Here is a 19717-nt window from a genome sequence, read left to right on the forward strand (position 1 = left end):
TCAACCCGTGTATGGCCGGAGCACAATGTCCTTGTGCACGATGACGCGCAGCGGCCAACCCGGGCGGACGGTGATGGTTGGTTGAATATCGAGGTTCTTCTCGGTGATGCGTTGGCCGGCTCGGCTGACATTCTGCTGGGTGGATTCCCGGATCGCCTTGACGAGGTCGCTCTCATTGTCTCCAAAACTCAGCTCAGTGCCAACGCCCAGCAGCGTAGCCAGAGCAACTCCCTTGATCAGCTGCCAGGTGTGGAAATCCACCTCGTCCTCCAGACCCGCATAACCGGCAGTATCTGTCGCTGGCAGATTGTCGATTTCGATAGATGAGCCGTCCGGCATCACGATGCGTTGCCACACCAACAGAGCGCGCCTTTGGCCAAAGGCTACAACGCTATCGTAGGTGCCGATCAGCCGTGAGCCCTGCGGGATGAGTAGGATACTGCCGGTGACGCTGTCGCGCACATTCTCGGTAACCTGCGCGACGACGAGGCCGGGCAAGTCGGAATTGATGCCGGTGATCAGGCTTGCCGCAATCACGCTGCCGGCCATGATCTGGTACGGCGAGGCCGGCGTCTGCAGCGCATGCGGATTGTAAATCCCGCCGGTGTTCCGTTGATCGATAAAATCGAGCTTGCGCTGTTGGTTGTTCTGGTCGCCCTCGGCCGGTGCCACGGAAGCTCGCATACGCTCAGCATCGGATCGGGCCGGCAGCGCTTCAAGCGGCGGGCGTGCTCCTTGCCCATTACCGGCGGCGTCCATTTGCCGGGAGCGGATCTCGATGCGGAAGAGGACTTGCGACTCTCGCGCCTCGATCGCCTGCTGAGCAAGACGCTGCTCTTCGGCGGAAACCTCCTGCCCTGGCGCGATACCAAGCTGGCGCTGGTGTTCCAGGATAGGGCGGCCGAGATCGCCAGGCAGGGGCGGCCCAAGCACTGGGGCCTGCGGTTTGATCCCGGAATAGTCTTTGGGGAGCGCCTCGAGTCCCTCGGCGGTCGGGTTGCGGTCGGTGCTGTAAAGCTCTTCAGCCTGCTGCTTCAGGCGCAGTGCCGGCCCCTGCAGCGCCATCATGGTGACGCCAAAGATGGTGCCTGAACCAACAGCTGCAATCCCAACGATTATGCCGCGCCTGAAGCGCACGGCCCGGCGCGGTGAGGCCCGCAGCTGCAGCTGTTCGGGATCGAGTTTGGGCGGAACATTGGAGCGGGATGTGTCGGTCATGAGCATTCCCCTCACCTGCTAAAACGGGAAAAGAGGGACACCCGCCGCGGCGGTTGCCTGCCGTCAGTTCTCGTAATGCGCACCACCTGCTGCTGCTTCGTGCCTAAACGCAGTTCGGCGGCGGCAAAGAGGCGATCGACGATGTAGTAGTTGCCGCGCATGCGGTAATTGACGAGCTGGTTGTCTCCGTCGGCACCGACGATGAAAAGCGGCGGCGCCTCGCCTTGATCGATACGCCCTGGGAATTCGATATAGACTTTGCGGCCATCGTCGAAGGCGCGCGCCGGCCTCCAGGGCGGCGTGTCACCAGTGATGGTATAACGGAAGCGGATGTTTTCGAGGGTGACATTTGAGGCCAGCGGCGTCGCCGACTCGGCCTCAGCGTTGCGGCGGCGGAGCGCGATGATCTGGTCCTCGCTATAGGTCCAGGAGATCGCCGCCATTGCGGTCTTGTCCGTGCTTTGAAGCTGTAGGTGATAGCTCCGCCTATCCGTCGTGATGACCAGATTGGTGGCAAGTCCCGGCGCGAAGGGTTTGACCAGGACATGGGTACGCTGGTCGTCTCCAGATCCGCTCGTGGTGTCGCCAATCACCCAGCGCACCGTATCGCCGGCGGATACCGATGTGAGTTTCTCGCCTGGCTGCAATGAGATATCGGTGACGCGCTCCGGCGCGGCATAGAGCTGGTAGAGCGCGCCATCGGCAAAGGGGTAGACCTGCACCGCGTTGACATAGCCAAACTTCGTGGGTTGCTGCGTCGCCGCCTTGTTGGCATCGGCGACCCGTCCTTCGGGCGAGCGCTTATCTTCAGCGGGCTTGCCGGGTGCGGGTATCAACTGACCGGGCAATGGCAAGGGTTTTGGCACCTCCAGGACCTTGACCGGCTTTTCCGGCGCCTTCTCGATCGCGGCTGGTTTGAAGTCTTCGTAGTCATAGGAAATCTGAGGCGGTGGCACTGGCTTCGAGGCGCAGGCCGAAAGAACCGCAGCCGAGGTCGACAGGATCAGGACCGTTCGAAGCGATGAGACTCTATTTGTCATTGGCGGGCTCCTTTGGGGAAACGGGCGTCGGCGCAGCACTGTCGAGCTCGCGCGACCAGTCGATGGCGTTGACGAAGACGCCGAGCGGGTTTTTGCGCAGCTGCTCGGTTGTCCTCGGCGGTCGGATGACGATGGTGAGGATCCCGGTCCAGCGCGTCGTGCTGGCGAGGCTGCCGCGCTCGAACACCTGCTCGGTCCATTTGACCTGGAACGAGCTGTCGGAAGCCCGGACCACGCTGGTCACCTGCACTGACACGCTGCGCGTGCCGATTTGGCCGAAAGGGTCGTTCGCCTTGGCATACTCGTTGAGGAAGAACGCCGCTCGGTCGGTGGCAAAGTCGTAGGCCGACAGCCAATTCTGCCGCACCAGAACTGCATCGGTGGAAACCGAACGGACATTCTGGATGAAGCGGCTGAGATGCCAGGCGATCTGGGCATCGTCAGGCTGGTAGTTTTGGACTGCCGGCGCGACCGCGTGCGCCTCGCCAAAGCGGTCGACCTCGACGACATAAGGCACGACGCGGCCCTGCATCGACTGCCACAGAAGCCCACCGGAAAGCCCCGTCGTCAGAGCCAGGCAGCCAAAGGCCATGAAGCGCCAGTTCTTGGCCTGGACGCGCGCCGCGCCGATGCGCTCATCCCAGAGTTGGCTGGCCTTCTGGTAGGGTGTTACGGGTTCGGACGTCTTTCCGTAACGCTGAACGGGTCGCTTGAAGAGCATCTAGTCTTCCTTGTCATTTAGGGAGGGATTGACGCCACTTCCGCCCCGATCTCCATCGCGCACCGCCTGTGTAGCGGCGTGGCGATGGGCACGGGCTGTCTGTTCGGAACGCAGGCGCTTTGCCCAGGCAGGCGCCGAAGCGGGAGCTGCAGTGGGAGAGCTTCCGGTCATCGAGCTGGTCGGCGTGCCGCCGCTCGCTGTCCAGGCGGCCTCGCGACCGGCGTCAGCGCTACGGCGGAAGGGTTCTGCGGTGGATCGCACTCCAACCATCGCGGCGCCGCCGGCGGCACTCGCAACGCCGTGCAGGCCAGCAGATAATCCCGAGAGGCCGGACTCGGGCGAGGTTGCTCGGCCCATTTGCCATGCTGTGCTGGTGGCCGACCCCATGGCCGTGCCGGCCCGAACGGCGGCAGGACCGCCACCGGTTGCCAGGCGCACCCCGGCGAACGCGGTGCCTCCGGCGACGAGCGCTGAACCGCCGGCGGCCGCAGTGGTTCCAAGCGCGGCGCCGGCGCCAAGCTGCGGCGCGCCGGAAACGAGACCTGAGGCAATTCCTGGCCCAAAAATGCCGAGACCAAGCAGGGCAAGCGCACTCAACACCTGCGACATGGCTGCGGCGAGGTCCGGCTCCTTGCCCTGCAGCGCGGATGCAAATTCGCCGAACAGCGTCGAGCCGATGCCAAAGATGACGGCAAGCACCATCACCTTGATGCCCGAGGAGATCACATTGCCAAGCACGCGCTCGGCCAGAAACGCCGAACGGTTCCAGAGCGCGAAGGGCACCAGGACGAAGCCGGCCAGTGTGGTCAGCTTGAACTCCAGGATGGTGATGAAAAGCTGGATGGAAAGAATGAAGAAGGCGATGAGGACCAGGAACCAGGCGAGAAGCAGCACGAAGATGGTCAGCGCGTTGCCAAAGATCTCGGGGAAGCCGACTAGCTGGCTCGCTTGATCGAGCAGAGGCCAGGCGCCCTCGAAGCCGGCCGCGGCAATGCGGCCTGGCCGCAGGAGATTGTCGGCGGACAGGTTGCCGGCGGAGGCATTGATGCCCAGACCAGCAAAGGAGCGGTAGATGATGTCGGCGAGATTCTTAAAATTGTTCAGGATGAAGGCGAAGGCGCCGACATAGAGCACCTTGCGGACAAGCCGGCCAAGAATGTTTGGTTCGCCGCCGAACGCCCAGACCAGGCCGGCCAGCGTGATGTCAATGCCAATCAGGATGGTGGTGAGAAAGGCGACGTCGCCCGAAAGCAGACCGAACCCGCTATCGATAAAGCGGGTAAAAGTCTCCATAAAGCGATCGATGACCCCCAAGTCGTTCATGCCGCCGCTTTCCTCGTCGTATTGAAAAACTGCTGATCAGTTGCCGGGATAGGCCCTGCCGGTACCCAGGAAACGCTTCGTCGTCTCGCGGGCGGCTTCCTCGGACTGCGCCTTACGCGCAGCATCCTCGGCCTCGGCCCGGAACTGCGTCGCAAGCAGCGTCTGGATCTGCATCTGCTGCTTGGTCGAAAGCGCGATCAGCTGATTGGTGGCCTGGCTTGCCTCTAGCGCGCCGGCGGCCCCCTGGCTGCGGTTGACGAGATCGGTAAGCAGATCGCCGTCGGCCTGCACGTTCTCGACGATCTGCGACTGCGCGCTCATGGTCTGGCGGAACGCCTGCATGGCGCTCTGCCAGCGCTCGCGCGCGGCGCTCGCCACATCGCTGACCTTGATCGTGGCGTCGTAGCTTTCCGGATATTGCTGGCGCCACTGGTCCTGGAGCTTGTCGAGATCGAAGCTCAAGCCGCTCGCCTGGGTCATCAAACCGTCGATCCGCTGGAGCGAACCGGTAAGCTGGCCCACGGAAGAAAAATCCAGGCGCTGAAGGTTGCGCGCCATGTTCTGCAGCATGGTCGCTTGGTTCTGAAGCGATTGGATTTGGTTGTTGATCTGTTCCAATGCGCGTGCTGCTGACAGCACATTTTGCGTATAGTTGGACGGGTCAAACACGATGAGCGCATAGGCCGGCTGGACGTAGTCAGCCATTGGTTTGGCGATCAGGGAAACGGTGACCAGGCTAGTAAAAAGGCGGCGTCCGATCATGACGATTGCTCCTTGTTAGGTTGAGGAAATTGCTGGAGAAGCTCGGCAGCCCACTGAAGGCCGCGCGCATTGAAGAAACGGGCGGCAAAGCTGCCCTCCCCTTCTTCGGAAAGGACATTGTCGATCAGGGTCTGGGCGGCCGGGTTGGAGGCGCCGCAAAGCGCAAGAGCGATCGGGCCGAGTCCGAGCTCAAAAAGCCGGTTGCCGCGGCGCGACTGAAGATAGTAGTGGCGCTTCGGCGTCGCGCGGGCGACCAATTCGATCTGTCGCTCATTAAGACCGAAGCGCTCATAGGCTGCTCGTGCCTGCGGCTCCACCGCACGATCATTGGGGAGAAATATGCGCTGCGGGCAGCTCTCGATGATTGCGGGTGCAATAGAAGAGCCGGCGATGTCGGCAAGCGACTGCGTAGCGAAGATCACCGACACATTCTTCTTGCGCAGTACCTTCAGCCATTCGCGGATGCGGGCGGCAAAGAGCGGGTTGTCCAGATAGACCCAGGCCTCGTCGAGCATGAGCAGCGTCGGCCGCCCGTCAAACCGGTCCTCAAGACGATGGAACAGATAGGTGAGCACAGGCAGCACAGCGCCTTGGCTGTGCATCAGCTCCTCGGTCTCGAAACACTGCACATCCGAGATGGCCAGCCGGTCGTCATCGGCATCGAGCAGCCGGCCGAATGGACCGTCGAGCGTGTAGGGCATCAACGCCGATTTGAGCGCATTGGACTGAAGCAGGACCGACAGCCCAGTGAGCGTGCGTTCCTGCGCCGGCGCGGTGGCGAGGCTGGTGAGCGCCGACCAGATTGTCTCCTTCACCTCCGGGGTGACGGTGACATTCTCGTGGGCAATGAGGCCGGCGATCCATTCGGCTGCCCAGCCACGGGTTGCCTGGTCGTCGATGTTGCGCAGCGGCTGAAAGGCAAGCGCACCATCCGCACCCAGCGCATGGTGGTCGCCGCCCATGGCAAGCGTGGCGGCGCGGGCCGAATTGCCTTTGTCGAAGACATAGATTTGGGCGCCAGCGTAGCGCCGGAACTGCAAGGCGATCAGGGCAAGCAGAACCGACTTGCCGGCACCGGTCGGCCCGACAATCAGCATGTGGCCGACATCGCCGACATGGGTGGAAAGCCGAAACGGCGTCGATCCGCTGGTCTCAGCGAAAAGAAGCGGCGGCGAAGCTGATCCGGTGACCTTTGTTAGATGCTCATTATCCGCAGGACCAGCCCACACCGACGACAGCGGCATGAGATGGGCAAGGTTCAGCGTGTGGACGAGCGGCTGGCGAACGTTGGCGTAGACATGACCCGGCAATGAGCCGAGCCATGCCTCGACCGCATTGATGCTTTCGCGGATGGTGGTGAAGCCGAGCCCGTTGGCGATGCGCTCGACCGCCCGAAATTTTTCCGCGGCCGCTTCACGGTTCTGGTCCCACACCGTCACCGTTGTGGTGAGATAGCCGAAGCCGACATGATCGCCGCCCAACGCCTGCAGTGCTGCGTCGGCATCAAGCGCCTTGTTATCGGCATCGCTGTCGACGAGAGGCACCGGTTCGTTGGTCACCACCTCGCGCAGAATAGCCGCGATCGATTTGCGCTTAGCAAACCACTGCCGGCGCAAGCGCGTCAGCGTCTTCGTGGCTTCCGTCTTGTCGAGTGGAATGAAGCGCGTTACCCACCGATAGGCGAAATCCTGGTGATTGAGCGCATCCAGGATTCCTGGCCGGGTGACGTTCGGAAAGCCGAGAACGGTGAGCGTGCGCAGATGCTGGTCGCCCAGCATCGGCTCTAGGCCGCCGGTCAGCGGCGCGTCAACCAGGACGCCGTCGAGATACATTGGCGTTTCAGGCACGGCGACCGGATGACGGCGGGTCGAGATCGTGCCGTGCAGATAAGTCAGCGTCTCGGCGTCATCCAGCGCACGTATTTCAGGCATGAAGCCCGACAGAAGATCCAGAACCCGGTCAGTCTCATCGCCAAACCACGCCAGTTCCTCGCGCCAGTTTCTCGCGGCTCCTGAATGATGCGACTCGACGAGGGCGCTTTCGGCCCGCGCCTGACCATCTGGTGGCGGCATGAACAGCAGGGTCAGATGGTGAGAACTCTCGAAATGCGCGACCTTGCCCTCGAAGGCAGCGCCGCGTTCTTCTTCAACCAACCATGACGCGGCATCGGGAAAACGCGAAGTCGGATAGTCCAACGCCTCAACGCGCTCGGCCTCGAAGAACAATGCCCAGCCAGAGCCAAGCCTCCTCAGCGCATTGTTCGCTCGCGCGCAAACGCCGATGAGCTCAGCTTCCGTCGCGCTTTCAAGGTCGGGGCCACGAAACCGCAACGTCCGCTGGAAGCTGCCGTCCTTGTTGAGCACGATGCCAGGCGCAACGAGTGCTGCCCAAGGCAGATGGTCGGCAAGCCGGTCGGCTTTGCCGCGATATTCCGAGAGCTTCAGCATGCCAGCCAGCCCTTCTGGCGAAGATGGCGGACAAGCACGCTGGCAAAGTCCGGATCGCGCCTCGCGGCAAAAACCGCGAGCGTGTGTCCAGCGATCCAGAGCCCGAGACCGGCGATCCACTGCTGCAGGCCAAGCCCGATGGCCGCTGCCACCGTGCCGTTGAGAATCGCTACCGCCCGTGGCGCACCGCCCAGCAGAATGGGCTCGGTCAACGCCCGGTGAACGGGAACCTCGAACCCTTCGATATGCTGCTCTCCAGTGGTCATCCGACGAGTGCCCCGCCACCAAAGGAGAAAAAGGAGAGGAAGAAACTCGAAGCCGCGAAGGCGATCGACAGGCCGAAGACGATCTGGATCAGCCGGCGGAAACCGCCCGCCGTGTCGCCGAAGGCAAGGGTGAGGCCAGTGGTGATGATGATGATCACCGCAACGATCTTAGCGACCGGCCCTTGCACCGATTCCAGGATCTGCTGTAGCGGCTGTTCCCACGGCATTCCGGAGCCGGCAGCGCGAACAGGGGTGGTGAGAAGAAACGCCAAGGCTGCCGACGAAAGAAATCGAAGTTTTTTGCGCATGAGGTGACCTTTCAAAGCTGCTGGAGTTGCGGAAGGGTGAGCTGGATAACGGCGTAATCGCCATTGCCGTCGAGGCCCGTGACCTCGGCAATCGCGTCGATTCGGCGCGAGGATCCCCGGCCAGCGATGAAGACAATCAGATCTATCGCCTCGGCGATGAGTCGGCGGGGGACGGTGACAACAGCTTCCTGGGCGAGCTGCTCGATGCGATAGAGGCCCGAGCGCGCCGAATTGGCGTGTACCGTGGCGATGCCGCCGGGGTGACCGGTGTTCCACGCTTTCAGCATGTCGAGGGCTTCCGCGCCTCTGACTTCGCCGACGATGATGCGGTCGGGCCTTAGCCGCAGGGTCGAGCGCACAAGATCGGCGAGCGTGACCGAGCCTCGCCTCGTCCTCAACGCAACGCAGTCTTTGGCTGCGCATTGCAGTTCGCGCGTGTCCTCGATCAGGATCACCCGCTCATCACCTTCGGCGACTTCCGCCAGCAGCGCATTGGCAAGTGTGGTTTTGCCCGACGACGTGCCGCCGACGACCAGGATGTTGCTCCGCTCGCGGACTGCCTTCTTCAGCGCCTCGGCCTGAAGTGGCAGCATGATGCCGTCGGCGACATAGTTGGCCAGGGTGTAGAGTTTTGCCGCCGGCTTGCGGATTGCGAAACACGGCGCCAGAACGACAGGCGGTAGCAGCCCCTCAAACCGCTCGCCCGATGGCAGTTCGGCGCTGACAATCGGATTGTCAGCATGTGCCTCGGCGCGCACGTGGGAGGCAACGAGGCGGATGATGCGTTCCGCCTCGGAAGGGTGCATATGCACACCTGTATCGACCCGGCCGTCTCCCAACTTGTCGAGCCGCAGCGCGCCGTCGGGATTAACCATCACCTCGATGACGGTCGGATCGGCAAGGGCCTCGGTGATCGCGGGGCCCATGGCTGTGCGCAGCATGGCGCGGCGGCGATGGTCGGCCTCTGGATGAGAGCTCATCCTTCGCCTCCGTTGCCATTGCCGTTGCCAAGCGAGCGCTTCCCGGAGGCGATCTGGCGACCGACCTGCTCGACGAATTTGTCAAAGCGCTCTTGGGCAATCGCCTGTGTCGCCCGATCCGGGACTGGCGTGTGGGCATGAAGCGTGATCGAAAAGCGTATGAAGAGCGCTAGGCTCTCTAGGATCACCTCGATATCGGCTCGGATATGGTCGAGGTCGCGGAAAAGACGGTCGAGCCGCCTGCCATAACGATTGTCGAGCTCGTTCTCGCCACGCCGCTCGATGAAGGCCTCGACCGCTTTCGCGACGATCGCCGATTTTGTGGTCGACGGGTTGCGGCTGAGGGTTTCCAGCTTCTCGCTTAACGCGGGTTCGAGCAGAAACTGGTGGCGAATGCGGTGGGGCTTCATATGTCTCGTTCCGACTGGCCGGCGCTGATGCGCCGGCGGCGGGAACGAACATCGTCGAGATCGGCAAAATCGCTTATGGGCGTTATCTACGCCGAGATACGCCTGAGCTGCGGAAGCACTTAGAAGCCGGGGATGATGTCCTTGTCGTCGCCCCTTCCCTCGTTGATACCGTAGGCGCTCGCCGCGGTAGAAACCCGGTCCATGACGCGCTTGTCTGCGAGTGCCTCGGCGTCATCATCCGCCGGATTGAAGAGGTCGTCTTGATCAGGCTCCTGAGAGACGACGACGTGTTCTTCAGGCAGGCCGGGATGACGCTGCTGTTGCATGCCGCCCTCTTCTTCGATTGCCGCGCCGGCGTTTTCGTCATCGGCAGCGAGACGGCGGTCAACATTGCGGACTTGTCCGCTCCAATCGTCGGGGCGCGACGCAGGACAGTCCGCGTACAGACCGTCGCGCAACACCGGCGCCGGCAGCACCCGTTCGGTGAAATTCGGATCCTGATAATAACGCAACTTCTGGGCGCGGATCGGCGGCAACCCCGAAACAAGGATTAATTCGTCAGCTTGCGGCAACTGCATCACCTCGCCAGGCGTCAGCAGCGGGCGAGCGGTCTCCTGGCGACTGACCATGACGTGCGAGAGCCAGGGCGCCAGCCGGTGGCCGGCGTAGTTGCGCATGGACCTGAGTTCCGTCGCCGTACCGAGCGCATCCGAGATGCGTTTGGCCGTGCGCTCGTCGTTGGAGGAAAAGGCAATGCGCACATGGCAATTGTCGAGAATGGCGTTGTTCTCGCCATAGGCTTTGGAGATCTGGTTCAAGGATTGCGCGACCAGATAGGCGCGGATGCCGTAACCCGCCATGAAGGCGAGCGCGGTCTCGAAGAAGTCGAGGCGGCCAAGAGCCGGAAATTCGTCCAGCATCATGAGCAGTTGGTACTTGCGGCTCTTCTTCGGGTCACCTTCCAGCCGCTCCGTCAGTCGCCTGCCGATCTGATTGAGCACCAGTCGCACCAGTGGCTTGGTGCGCGAGATATCCGATGGCGGCACCACTAGATAGAGCGACATCGGTCGTTCCGCATCCATCAGGTCGGCAATGCGCCAGTCGCAGGCCGATGTTGCCGCGGCCACGGTCGGGTCACGATAGAGACCGAGAAACGACATGGCGGTCGAGAGAACGCCTGAGCGCTCGTTCTCTGATTTGTTAAGCACCTCGCGAGCCGCCGAGGCCACGACGGGATGGACCCGAGGTTTGTCCGCCGTGCCGAGGTGGTTGGTGGTCATCATCCGCAGCAATGTCGTGGCAAACGAGCGTTGCGGATCCGACAGGAAAGTGGCGACGCGGGCGAGCGTCTTTTCTTCTTCGGCGTAGAGCACGTGCAAGATGGCCCCGACCAAGAGTGAATGACTAGTCTTCTCCCAATGATTCCGCCGCTCCAGCGCGCCTTCCGGATCGACGAGAATGTCGGCGATGTTCTGAACGTCGCGGACCTCATCTGAGCCCCTGCGCACTTCCAGCAGCGGGTTGTACCGCGCCGACCTTGGATCGGTCGGGTTGAACAAAAGGGAGTACGAGAACTTCGACCGCCAGCCGGAGGTCAGCTGCCAGTTCTCGCCTTTGATGTCGTGAATGACGGCCGAGCCGGTCCAGGAAAGAAGAGTTGGAACGACCAATCCGACGCCCTTGCCCGAACGTGTCGGCGCAAAGGCCATGACGTGTTCCGGCCCGTCATGGCGCAGATAGTGATCCCTCAGTTTGCCAAGGAAAACGCCGGTCGGCTGAAACAGGCCTGCTTTCTCGATTTCCCGAGCCGCGGCCCATCGTGAGGAGCCATAGGTGGTGACCAACCCCCTCTGCCGCGCGCGCCAGAGGGAGCCAGCTATTGCGGCCGCACAGCCCAGGAACCCGCTGGCTCCGGCAAGCATGCCGGCCTTGTCGAAGACCTCAGGGGCGTAGGCGTCGAATTGAAACCACCATTCGAACAGTTTCCACGGCTTGTAGATCGGCCAGGCCGCCGCGACAAACCATGGCGCGCCAAGCTGCAGCTGATTATCCAGCATGTGGGCGCACCATTGAGTCGCTGTCCATACGCCGAGGATGACGATGGCGAATACAACTACGATCTGACCGACCAGGAGCTTCGTCGGTGTCATGGGCGCAGCCTCCGAGGTTTGTTAAACGGAAGCAGCATGGCGTGACGTTTCAGAGTATCGAAGATACCCAATATACGCGCCCGTGCGATCCAGCGAACGTTGCAGGCTTGGACGGTTGGGTTCGCCAAGAAATGTCATCGCGAAGGTGACCAGCGAATGACTTGTATGGGGCCGACAGCAGAACGTCCGGTTTTCGGAGCGCCCGGCGGCAAGCTGCCATTCTGGTTCCGCCGCGTCAGGCTATGTTCGCCCCGCTCAATTCGGGATCATATCGATTGCTTGGTCGCCGATGGTCCCTGTGACTGTCTCCGGCGACTTCCACCACGCATCGTAAGCCGCCGCCCCGGATTGCACGATCCCCACGACGATCAGAACTACCGTCAGCCAGAAGATACGGTTCTGCGTATTTTTGTTGTCGGTGTGACGCTGTTCTTCGAGGTCGAAACTGGTGATCGTGTTCAGCGCCTGCGGCTTGAGCTTGTAACCATGATGCTGCGTTTCTTCGAGATCTTGCACGTCCTTCATCGAGTCTAGGAGGAGCGTATAGTAGGTCATCAGCTCTTCTTTATCAGGCCGATGAACCCATCGGACCGTATAGAAGTGGGTCAGCAAGCTGGTCGGATGCGTCTGGAAGGCCCGATCCTTGACGGTCTCTGATAGGATGTAGCGCAGCACCTTCATCCGATCCTGACGAGGCAGCTCCCGCTTATTGAAACGCAACTGCAGGTATCTGTCGTATGTCACCTGGATCCAAGGCCAGCAGCTCCATCGGTAGCGGAGGAATTTCGGGAGCCCGATCGTGTAGAAGGTCCAGCCTCGATAGTAGTGCTGGATCCATGGCTGGAAGTCGGCCAGTTCGCTAATGTCGAGGGATCGTTCTTCAGTGAAATTCTGGCCGTCGAGCGACCACTTCCCCTGCACCTGATCATCCACGAGGTCGTAGACGAGGAACCTTGCCACACCCGCGCTGTCGAGCAAATAGACCAGATAGATGTCGTTCTTCCGAGCCTCGTCACCAGAGGTCGGTATTGTCAGTCCGCTTCGTTTCACCAACGCCATACGAAGGACGCGCCGCATGGCAAACTGCCGAATCCCCGCACGTAATCCCATCCCGCCTCCCATCGATGCTTGAGGGAGATATAAGTCATAAATTGTTCTGTTTCTCTCTGTTCCTTTCGGCTATTTTGAATAGTGGCGACGAATGGCATGCGGTGAAGCCGCAGCGTCTAGCGACACGCAGAACAACCGGGTCGCCACCCTTACAAAATCGGAGAGCTTCTTTGTCCTGGTCGATGGCTATGTCGAACCTCTACTCGGCTCCGGCAACCGCGGTGCCCGTCAATGTAAGAGACTAATTTTACACTGAACGCTCCTATCCACCCCACCGACGCTCCGCGCAGGCCGCTATCTGACGATGTCAGCACACCTTTGACCTGATGATCGAGAACGCCTCTCGTCACCAGGCTATCCTTCCGCCCTCAAAGGTCGAAGAGTTCGCACAGGGCAGTCATCGCTCGAGCGCTAGCATAAGCTGCGTAGTGCCGAACCTTGTCCCCTTTATCCACGTCGGCGAAATCTGAAACCCCTTTGAGCACCAGACAGTCTGGCTGAGGCATGGGAAGCTCGCGACTCGCCGCCATTACACCATAAGCCTCCATATCCAGCCCGATTAGCTTACGATGCTGCTGTGTTTGAATCTTGGTGAACAACGCTTTGTTCGCGACTACAGCCGCACCGGAAGCGAAAGGGCCGACATGCAAGCGCGGTCTTGACGATGGTTTGCTTCCTGGAAAATCATTCCATACCTTCTCCAACAAGTCATGACGTTCATCAAGACGTTCCAAGAGGCCTCTAAGTCGAGACGATATCTGAATCTGATAGGGTGCCGGTTCAAAGGTGTCATTGGACTCGTCCCCAACATGTTTTCCGCTTCCGTAGTCCCATACTGGGCTAGCCGCGATGAGGTCTCCCAACTGCACTTCAGTAGAGTCGCCCGCGCAAATCCCCGTCATGACGAGTGTGCGGGGACGAAATTGGTAACCGAGTTTTGTGGCGAGCACAGAGGCAGCTGACATGCCCATCAAAGGAGCTTTCGCCAAAACCGCAGAACCCTTGCTGCCGTCCAATCGCGGAAATTCCGCCCTGTAGTAGAGCGCGGCGTCACCCGGAACATCCTGGCTCGACCATTCCCACCCATTCCTTTTGACCTGTTCAAGCTCGTCCCCTACAGCAACTATTATCGCAACATCGACCTGGTTCGGCTTAGTAGAAACCCTAGAACTCTCAGCAGCTAAGACGTGACGGACCTTCCGCGCAATTCTCTCCAGCCAACTGTCCGATGTAACGTCGTAGTAAATCAAAGACCAAGTTTCAGTTGAAAAACGATCCACTGCCAACTCGTATACGTCAGACTTTGCTGTAAGTCCGATGACATGTCCTGGTCTCTTGTAAATCGTCCTAGCGAGAATCTCTTCGAGAAGTTCTATGCCCCCTTCTGGGCGAACCTCGTCGCCAGGCCTAAGCGGCAAAGCAATATCCAAAATCACTAGGTCGAAATAGTCGGCTCTCAACGCCCTTTTCGCAGCGTTAGCATCGTCAGCGACGATCAACTCGTAACCGCCCTCGGGGACTTCGTCATGAAGCCCACTTCTAACTCGATCCGCCTTTTCTGCAGAGTCCTCAACCAGAAGTATCTTCACTCTACCCCACCTTGAATTTCTTCACTGATCAAACGTGTTAGTTCCCTGCTCCACTCATCGATCGATGCATGATAGTATACCGCTCCTCTATAGAACGGCGAAAAGCTGTCACGCATTTCCGCATCTAGTTCCGGTAGGTCCTTTACGTCTGGAGGCTGGCCAAACGTCTCGAACTGAGTAATGACTATGACCTTGGTTGGTATTTTAAGGCGCCTAATCTGCTTTAGATATTCGACACCACCAAACGCATGCATACCGCCCCCGGTTTCGCCATCACGGAGATCGTAGTTTGGAAGCGTCATATCTAGGAGGACGAGATCAGGTCGATCAGCCCTAGTCTGCCTAACTCCCGCCATCAACGACGCAGCAGTCTTGACCTCCAGATCCGGGAACGCAGCACTGAGCAGTGCTAGAACTTGGGTCCGCTTATTCTCGTCATCCTCAATCAGAAGCAACTTGCTCATCATCCACCTCATCTGACATGCCGAAGATTCGAGCCGGGAGACTGAATTCCAACCAAAAGATTCGCGCGTCACAGTCCAGGGCGAAATCGAGCTCGCCCTGGCCAGATTTGTACCCGACCAGCTTCGCAAGTTTGGGTAACCCGGTACCGCCTTCTCTATTAACGTCGCTCAAGTACCCACCGGTTGCGATGCGCTCTCTCGAGCGTGCAACACGCTCAACATTCTCCGCCCCGCACCTTTCCGCAACCATGGAATTTTCGACGCGAATTGAAAGCGATCTATCCCCCATCACGGCAGTTATCCGCACATCTGGGCTTGATGATCCGCAATGCGTGTAGATATTCTCAAGTACCACAAAGAACATATCCGAAAATAAATTCAAAGCGCCGATCAATTGGGGGATGTCGTCAGCAGGCATAACTAGGGTCGGCAAGAAGTCCCTGTGAAAACTCTTGATCGCCTCGAGGGCAACCTCGATCAGCTGGTTCAGAGTAAAAGTCAGAGTTGCTGTCGCAGTTGGGAGCTCGAACCAGTCCCGAACGCGATCCAGGGACAGTTCGACGTCATTTCGAGCGCGAATAACAGCGTCTGCAAGAGGTGCCAAGGCAGGCTCCCAGCGCAAATCGATCTCTAAGTTGTTGAACAGCGAGCGGAAGCGTAGTCGAGCGTCTCCGTCTAAGAATTCCCTCACCTCATTAAGACTGCGCTCAACCAGACCCCAGAAAATAACGAGCGTTCGAGTCAACATTTCATCGAATGACGTTTCGTCGTCGATCTCCGTTGCCAATCCATAAATAGAAATTGGATTTATATCGACGTTAAATAGCCCCTTTGGCTTCTCCTCACGCTTAACCTGAATGTAGTCGTTGGTAATTTTACGAACCAATCCGTCGAAATCACCGGAGAACTTCGAAAGACGATCTTGTGTCAATTGCCATGCATCGTCGTCTAATTGATCAGCCGTGGCTGTCCGCCAAAACGAATTCTCCCGATAGTCTCCCGTCTCCGTCGCTCGGCGGGTAACAACGCGCTCCATCTCCGGTGCGCTACGCATCACGCCTGAGAAGGTCCCGTGCCTAATTCTCAGACTTAGATAGCAATCTAGGCCGTGCTCGGGGTCAAATGCACATTCTCGGACGAACTGCACTACAATCTGGGTGAATAACGCGCCTGCCTCATTCTGCGGAACATCGTACAGAGATTGGCTTATCTCACCACTTTCAAGCGCCTGGAGCAATGCCTCGCGATACGCCTGATCGACAACTACCAATCCACTCGCGTAGAGGGATTGATACCGGGCGAAGTCTTCGCGAAGGTTGCGCGTGCCCCACACACGAATTGCGTCTTCATCAATCGATATTTTACTTGCCTGTAGCTGTTTTATTGCTTCCTTTACCAATCTCGACGTGACAATGCTTCTAGCCTCATCTTCATACTTGCCCCTTCGATTGCTATCCAAACGAGAGAGCAATTGACAAATTGCAATTCGCTCTTCCTCGAGTTCTCGCTCTGACTCAAATGCTGTGAACAACCTTAGCGTGGCCGGCGTGCAGACCTCCGCCAAGAAGTGTACAAGCAAGGCATCGTCGCCGGTTGACAACTGCCACTCGACCCTAGACGGTCTATCAGCATCTTTCGTCAATATGAAGTCTTCAGCGGTATAGGACACGTACGACGACAATTCCTGATCGACGTGCTTTGACGCAAAGTCAAATAGTATAGGCGTCTCAATATCACCCGCAAACTCGTTCTGGTCATTGCGGTAAACCAACCTGATTAGATCTCTAACCGGAAGCCAGGTGATATAAAGTGGGTCGCTGACCAGCAACTCAACGGCATTCGATAGCGCATCTCGAACTCGGCCAAGCTCCAGCAGCGCTCCTTCCCTGAAGAAAAGGGCTTCTCGGGTTCGACTCAGTTGAAGCATTTGGCTCGCAGCATCGAGAACTGCGTCTGCATCCTTCTGTAAAACGGCCCGCTGTAGCGCCAGGCTCATTTGGGTTGCCTTGGACAAGTTGGCCAATGCCGCCTCTGCGATCGGCTGACCAACCAAGATTCTGGCTGCAGCAGCCACGGGCGATGGGCCATAGATCTTTTCGATCTGAAGTGCAAAAGCGGCCGCACACTCTGCGGTCAACGCAGAAAAGGCTTCGAGCAAGCCATCACTTGCAGCGACAAACCTTGCGCCGTCAAAGCTGGGATCGAAGGGGTTTGCTCTTGGCGCGTACGCCTGCGCGACTGACGTCGCCCACCGACCGACCGACGTATGGCCTAACATCAGCCCTAGCTTCCGCAGAGCGATCGATGCACGAGCACCTTCGTCGCCTGGCTGGTCTATTGCCCTTAAAGCTCCCTCGAGCTTTGAAACTAGCTCGTTGGATGGAGTTCTCGCGATACCTTGCAGCACCGCAGCGTTTAGTTCTTCTAGGCTTTCTGCGCTACCCTGTTGCGCATTGCCAATTCCGGACAGCCGCGCATCCAGGTAAGTGGTCGACTTCCGTGATAGCTTGGCAGCACTATCAAGGCTTCCGCAGAGCAGAAGAATCTTGGTGACCCTTTCGTCGCTTATTCGAGTTGCGATCCTACTCATTGCCCTCTTGAACAAGTTTGCCGTCGAACGCTTCTCCGCAGCTGCGACTGTTGCGATGCCAATCAACATTTCGTATGTATCGATCACGCCACTTGAAGTCGCGGCTGTCAAAAGGTTGCTCTCACCGCCCTCCGATGGATATTCTTTCAGTAAGAAGTAGCTTATGTGAGCCCTGGCTTCTGCGTCGACCTCCCATGAGTCCATCCTTCGACGGATTTCCTTAGCGAAATGTTCGGCGGATGTTCCGTCTTCGGCCAGAACGCTCCACCAGAACGTATAAAATAGTGCCATCGGCGACGCACTATTCTTTCGGAGCCCGGAAACAAGGTCTTTTTGAGCCTCCAAACCCTCAGAGAGTTGGGTTAGCGCAATGCGCGTCGACAACGACTGGAATGATTGTCCAACCTGCTCATCCAGACGATCAAGTTGCTCAATCGCCTCCGCCAAAGAACTTCTGTTCAAAAGTCGGTCGAAATCTCCTTTGCGCTGGAGATACCGCTCAATTGCCTCAGCCTCTCTTAGAATGGCAGCGGTAGCCCACTCTATGTCGCGGGAAAGGCCGATTGATCGAAGAGGTGCATTTGCGCTCAAGTCGGCCAGACGTTTTGGAGTCAGCCGTCCTAGGACCCCTAGCGTTGGCAACCAACTGAAGCTCCACCTAGCGAGTGGGTCTAAGACCGAAAGGTCTGCATTCCGGCCTTTCTCCAGAAAAGCGACGACCTTATTGTCTGCTCCCCTGATACTATTTTTAATTTTGGTAAGAGGATCTTTGGATTTTCGGCGTCGTCTAGGCATTTGAACTCTACCAATGAAACGGCGACACGAATCACCGCTAGGGGTGAGATTATAGCTGCAATCCGGGAGTCAAAGCGGCACAACAATAGAGCTGTTAACAGAAATGACGCAAAACGAGCGGAGGATTTGCATCGTGGTGACGCTACTTGACCCAGGCTACTGAAGGTGGCTGAGAAATGGCGCGATTGGCTTGCTCTAAGGCTGATTGCAGCGAACGAGGCGCGGTGGCAAAGGCCAGTTGGCGACCTTAGCGGTCGCCCGCGATGGCGAGCGCAGCAATCCCGCGTTGCACAAGGGGTAGCAGCAGACGGTGATAGCGGCAACCTGACCGATCGACAGTGAGTAGCATCGTGAGCGCGCGAACCTCACGACGACGGCTGCAGCGTGAAGCCGGTACAATGACTGGCCATTTTACCCTTGGTAACCTGCGCAAAGGGGTTCCGCGTCAAATTGGCGGGTGGATAACGCCGTTGGCGAGCCGTCTACCCATTTTACACTCTCGGTCATTCGCAGAAATTGTGAGTCTGCTTTTAGGAACCTGAACAACAGTCTCAATGACCGATATGCTCAAGGGTTTCGGGTGCCGTCAGGCGTACGAAAGTCTCTCATGCAGGAACCCGCGGGCCGCACGCGGTGAGCTATGGGGATTTGTTTCGGGGTGTGCCAGCGCCTGTCGCGAACTTCCGAATAGGGTGCGAGGGGCATGTCGTGGAAGCGGCGTCCGGGCCAGGTCGCGGCGCCAGTAGCGTTAATTCCCGCGGGATTGGTGTGCGTGACGACCGGCGCCACGGCAACGTGCACATGACATCCCGTTGACCGGCGCCAGCGTGACGCGGCCGTGTGTGCAGACGGACCATGCCGGGTCATGGGGCGTTTTCCCGGTTCGGCGGTTCGAGCAGCCGCGCCGCTTCCTCCACGCTCAGCACGTCGGGCAGCTTGCGCGGATACCGGGTGATCACCAGCGCACGCGCCAGATCCCGACGCTTCAGCGTCACCAGGAACAGGAACCGCAGTGCCGAGACCGCGCCATTGATCGTCGCAGGGCCGACGCCGCTCTCATGCTGATGCAGCTGGAATCGACGGATGTCCTCAGCCGTCGCCGTGTCGGGCGAGCGGCCAAGGAACACAGCGAAGCGCCGGACGTGACGAACGTAGTCCTGCTGGGTATGGGAGCCCAGGCCACGCATGAGCATGACGTGCTGCATGCGCTGGCGAAGCGGAGAGATTGGTGCATCGGTCGACAGGGTAGCCATGGCGAGTTCCTCTCGTTGAAGGGAACTCCATGGTCAGATCGACGCCTCTACCCGCTCAAATCAAAATGGCAGTCGCGCCATCTCAGGCCGAGGCGCCCCTCCCGCGAAGCGGGTTGGTGCATGAGGCGCGTAGCGGACGGCCCAGATTACCAGGCCTGAACATCTGCTCTCAGATGGACGCAAAGTTTGGGGCGCGGAGCCATCGAGGCAAATTCTGCTTGAATCGGGATCGAGCACAGACTTTCTGGTATTGGATAGAGGCGGCGCTTGATCAGGCGCTGCGATAGCAAC

General features: G+C 59.2%; 16 protein-coding genes. All 16 read right to left on the reverse strand.

The features are described 5' to 3' along the window. The 16 genes from X727_RS154230 to X727_RS154155 all read right to left on the reverse strand — a co-directional run bounded on the left by X727_RS154230 (position 1) and on the right by X727_RS154155 (position 19426). Positions 1–1218, reverse strand: coding sequence for a TrbI/VirB10 family protein (locus tag X727_RS154230; RefSeq protein WP_023834066.1), 1218 nt, complete (start codon positions 1216–1218; stop codon positions 1–3). Between the two features lie 11 nt (positions 1219–1229). Next, the gene (trbG, locus tag X727_RS154225; protein ID WP_023727923.1) at positions 1230–2258 is read right to left on the reverse strand and encodes a P-type conjugative transfer protein TrbG; all 1029 of its coding nucleotides are present in this window, start codon (positions 2256–2258) and stop codon (positions 1230–1232) included. Next, complete coding sequence (trbF, locus tag X727_RS154220; protein ID WP_023727922.1) at positions 2248–2979, reverse strand: conjugal transfer protein TrbF; 732 nt, start codon at positions 2977–2979, stop codon at positions 2248–2250. The genes trbG and trbF overlap by 11 nt, the downstream gene beginning before the upstream one ends. Further along, the gene (gene trbL / locus X727_RS154215; RefSeq protein WP_023834067.1) at positions 2980–4302 is read right to left on the reverse strand and encodes a P-type conjugative transfer protein TrbL; all 1323 of its coding nucleotides are present in this window, start codon (positions 4300–4302) and stop codon (positions 2980–2982) included. Between the two features lie 36 nt (positions 4303–4338). Further along, a complete protein-coding gene (gene trbJ, locus X727_RS154210; RefSeq protein ID WP_023727920.1) occupies positions 4339–5064 on the reverse strand; it encodes a P-type conjugative transfer protein TrbJ in 726 nt (241 codons plus the stop codon). Further along, the gene (gene trbE, locus X727_RS154205) at positions 5061–7511 is read right to left on the reverse strand and encodes a conjugal transfer protein TrbE (RefSeq protein WP_023834068.1); all 2451 of its coding nucleotides are present in this window, start codon (positions 7509–7511) and stop codon (positions 5061–5063) included. The genes trbJ and trbE overlap by 4 nt, the downstream gene beginning before the upstream one ends. After that, positions 7505–7777 carry a VirB3 family type IV secretion system protein gene (locus X727_RS154200; RefSeq protein ID WP_023727918.1) on the reverse strand — a complete coding sequence of 91 codons (273 nt, stop codon included), beginning with the start codon at positions 7775–7777 and terminating at the stop codon, positions 7505–7507. Before X727_RS154200 ends, trbE begins: the two co-directional genes overlap by 7 nt. Then, positions 7774–8085 carry a TrbC/VirB2 family protein gene (locus X727_RS154195; RefSeq protein WP_023727917.1) on the reverse strand — a complete coding sequence of 104 codons (312 nt, stop codon included), beginning with the start codon at positions 8083–8085 and terminating at the stop codon, positions 7774–7776. Before X727_RS154195 ends, X727_RS154200 begins: the two co-directional genes overlap by 4 nt. An 11-nt stretch (positions 8086–8096) precedes the next feature. Then, a complete protein-coding gene (gene trbB / locus X727_RS154190) occupies positions 8097–9065 on the reverse strand; it encodes a P-type conjugative transfer ATPase TrbB (RefSeq protein WP_023727916.1) in 969 nt (322 codons plus the stop codon). Next, complete coding sequence (locus X727_RS154185) at positions 9062–9475, reverse strand: hypothetical protein (protein WP_023727915.1); 414 nt, start codon at positions 9473–9475, stop codon at positions 9062–9064. Before X727_RS154185 ends, trbB begins: the two co-directional genes overlap by 4 nt. A gap of 119 nt (positions 9476–9594) precedes the next feature. Beyond that, positions 9595–11625, reverse strand: a complete 2031-nt coding sequence (locus X727_RS154180) for a conjugal transfer protein TraG (RefSeq protein ID WP_023727914.1) — start codon at positions 11623–11625, stop codon at positions 9595–9597. A gap of 255 nt (positions 11626–11880) precedes the next feature. Beyond that, positions 11881–12735: a hypothetical protein gene (locus tag X727_RS154175; protein WP_023727913.1), complete on the reverse strand. Its 855-nt coding sequence runs from the start codon at positions 12733–12735 to the stop codon at positions 11881–11883. 368 nt (positions 12736–13103) lie between these two features. Beyond that, positions 13104–14324 carry a response regulator gene (locus X727_RS154170; protein ID WP_023727912.1) on the reverse strand — a complete coding sequence of 407 codons (1221 nt, stop codon included), beginning with the start codon at positions 14322–14324 and terminating at the stop codon, positions 13104–13106. After that, entirely contained in the window at positions 14321–14788 is a 468-nt protein-coding gene (locus X727_RS154165; RefSeq protein ID WP_023727911.1) for a response regulator, read from the reverse strand. Before X727_RS154165 ends, X727_RS154170 begins: the two co-directional genes overlap by 4 nt. Beyond that, positions 14766–18173 (reverse strand): hypothetical protein, encoded by a 3408-nt coding sequence (locus tag X727_RS154160; RefSeq protein ID WP_155923550.1) that lies wholly within the window; start codon positions 18171–18173, stop codon positions 14766–14768. The genes X727_RS154165 and X727_RS154160 overlap by 23 nt, the downstream gene beginning before the upstream one ends. An 863-nt stretch (positions 18174–19036) precedes the next feature. Further along, positions 19037–19426 carry a phage integrase N-terminal SAM-like domain-containing protein gene (locus tag X727_RS154155; RefSeq protein ID WP_023727909.1) on the reverse strand — a complete coding sequence of 130 codons (390 nt, stop codon included), beginning with the start codon at positions 19424–19426 and terminating at the stop codon, positions 19037–19039. Positions 19427–19717: the final 291 nt, after the last annotated feature.

It is taken from the genome of Mesorhizobium sp. L103C105A0, from assembly GCF_000502215.1.
GTDB lineage: Bacteria > Pseudomonadota > Alphaproteobacteria > Rhizobiales > Rhizobiaceae > Mesorhizobium.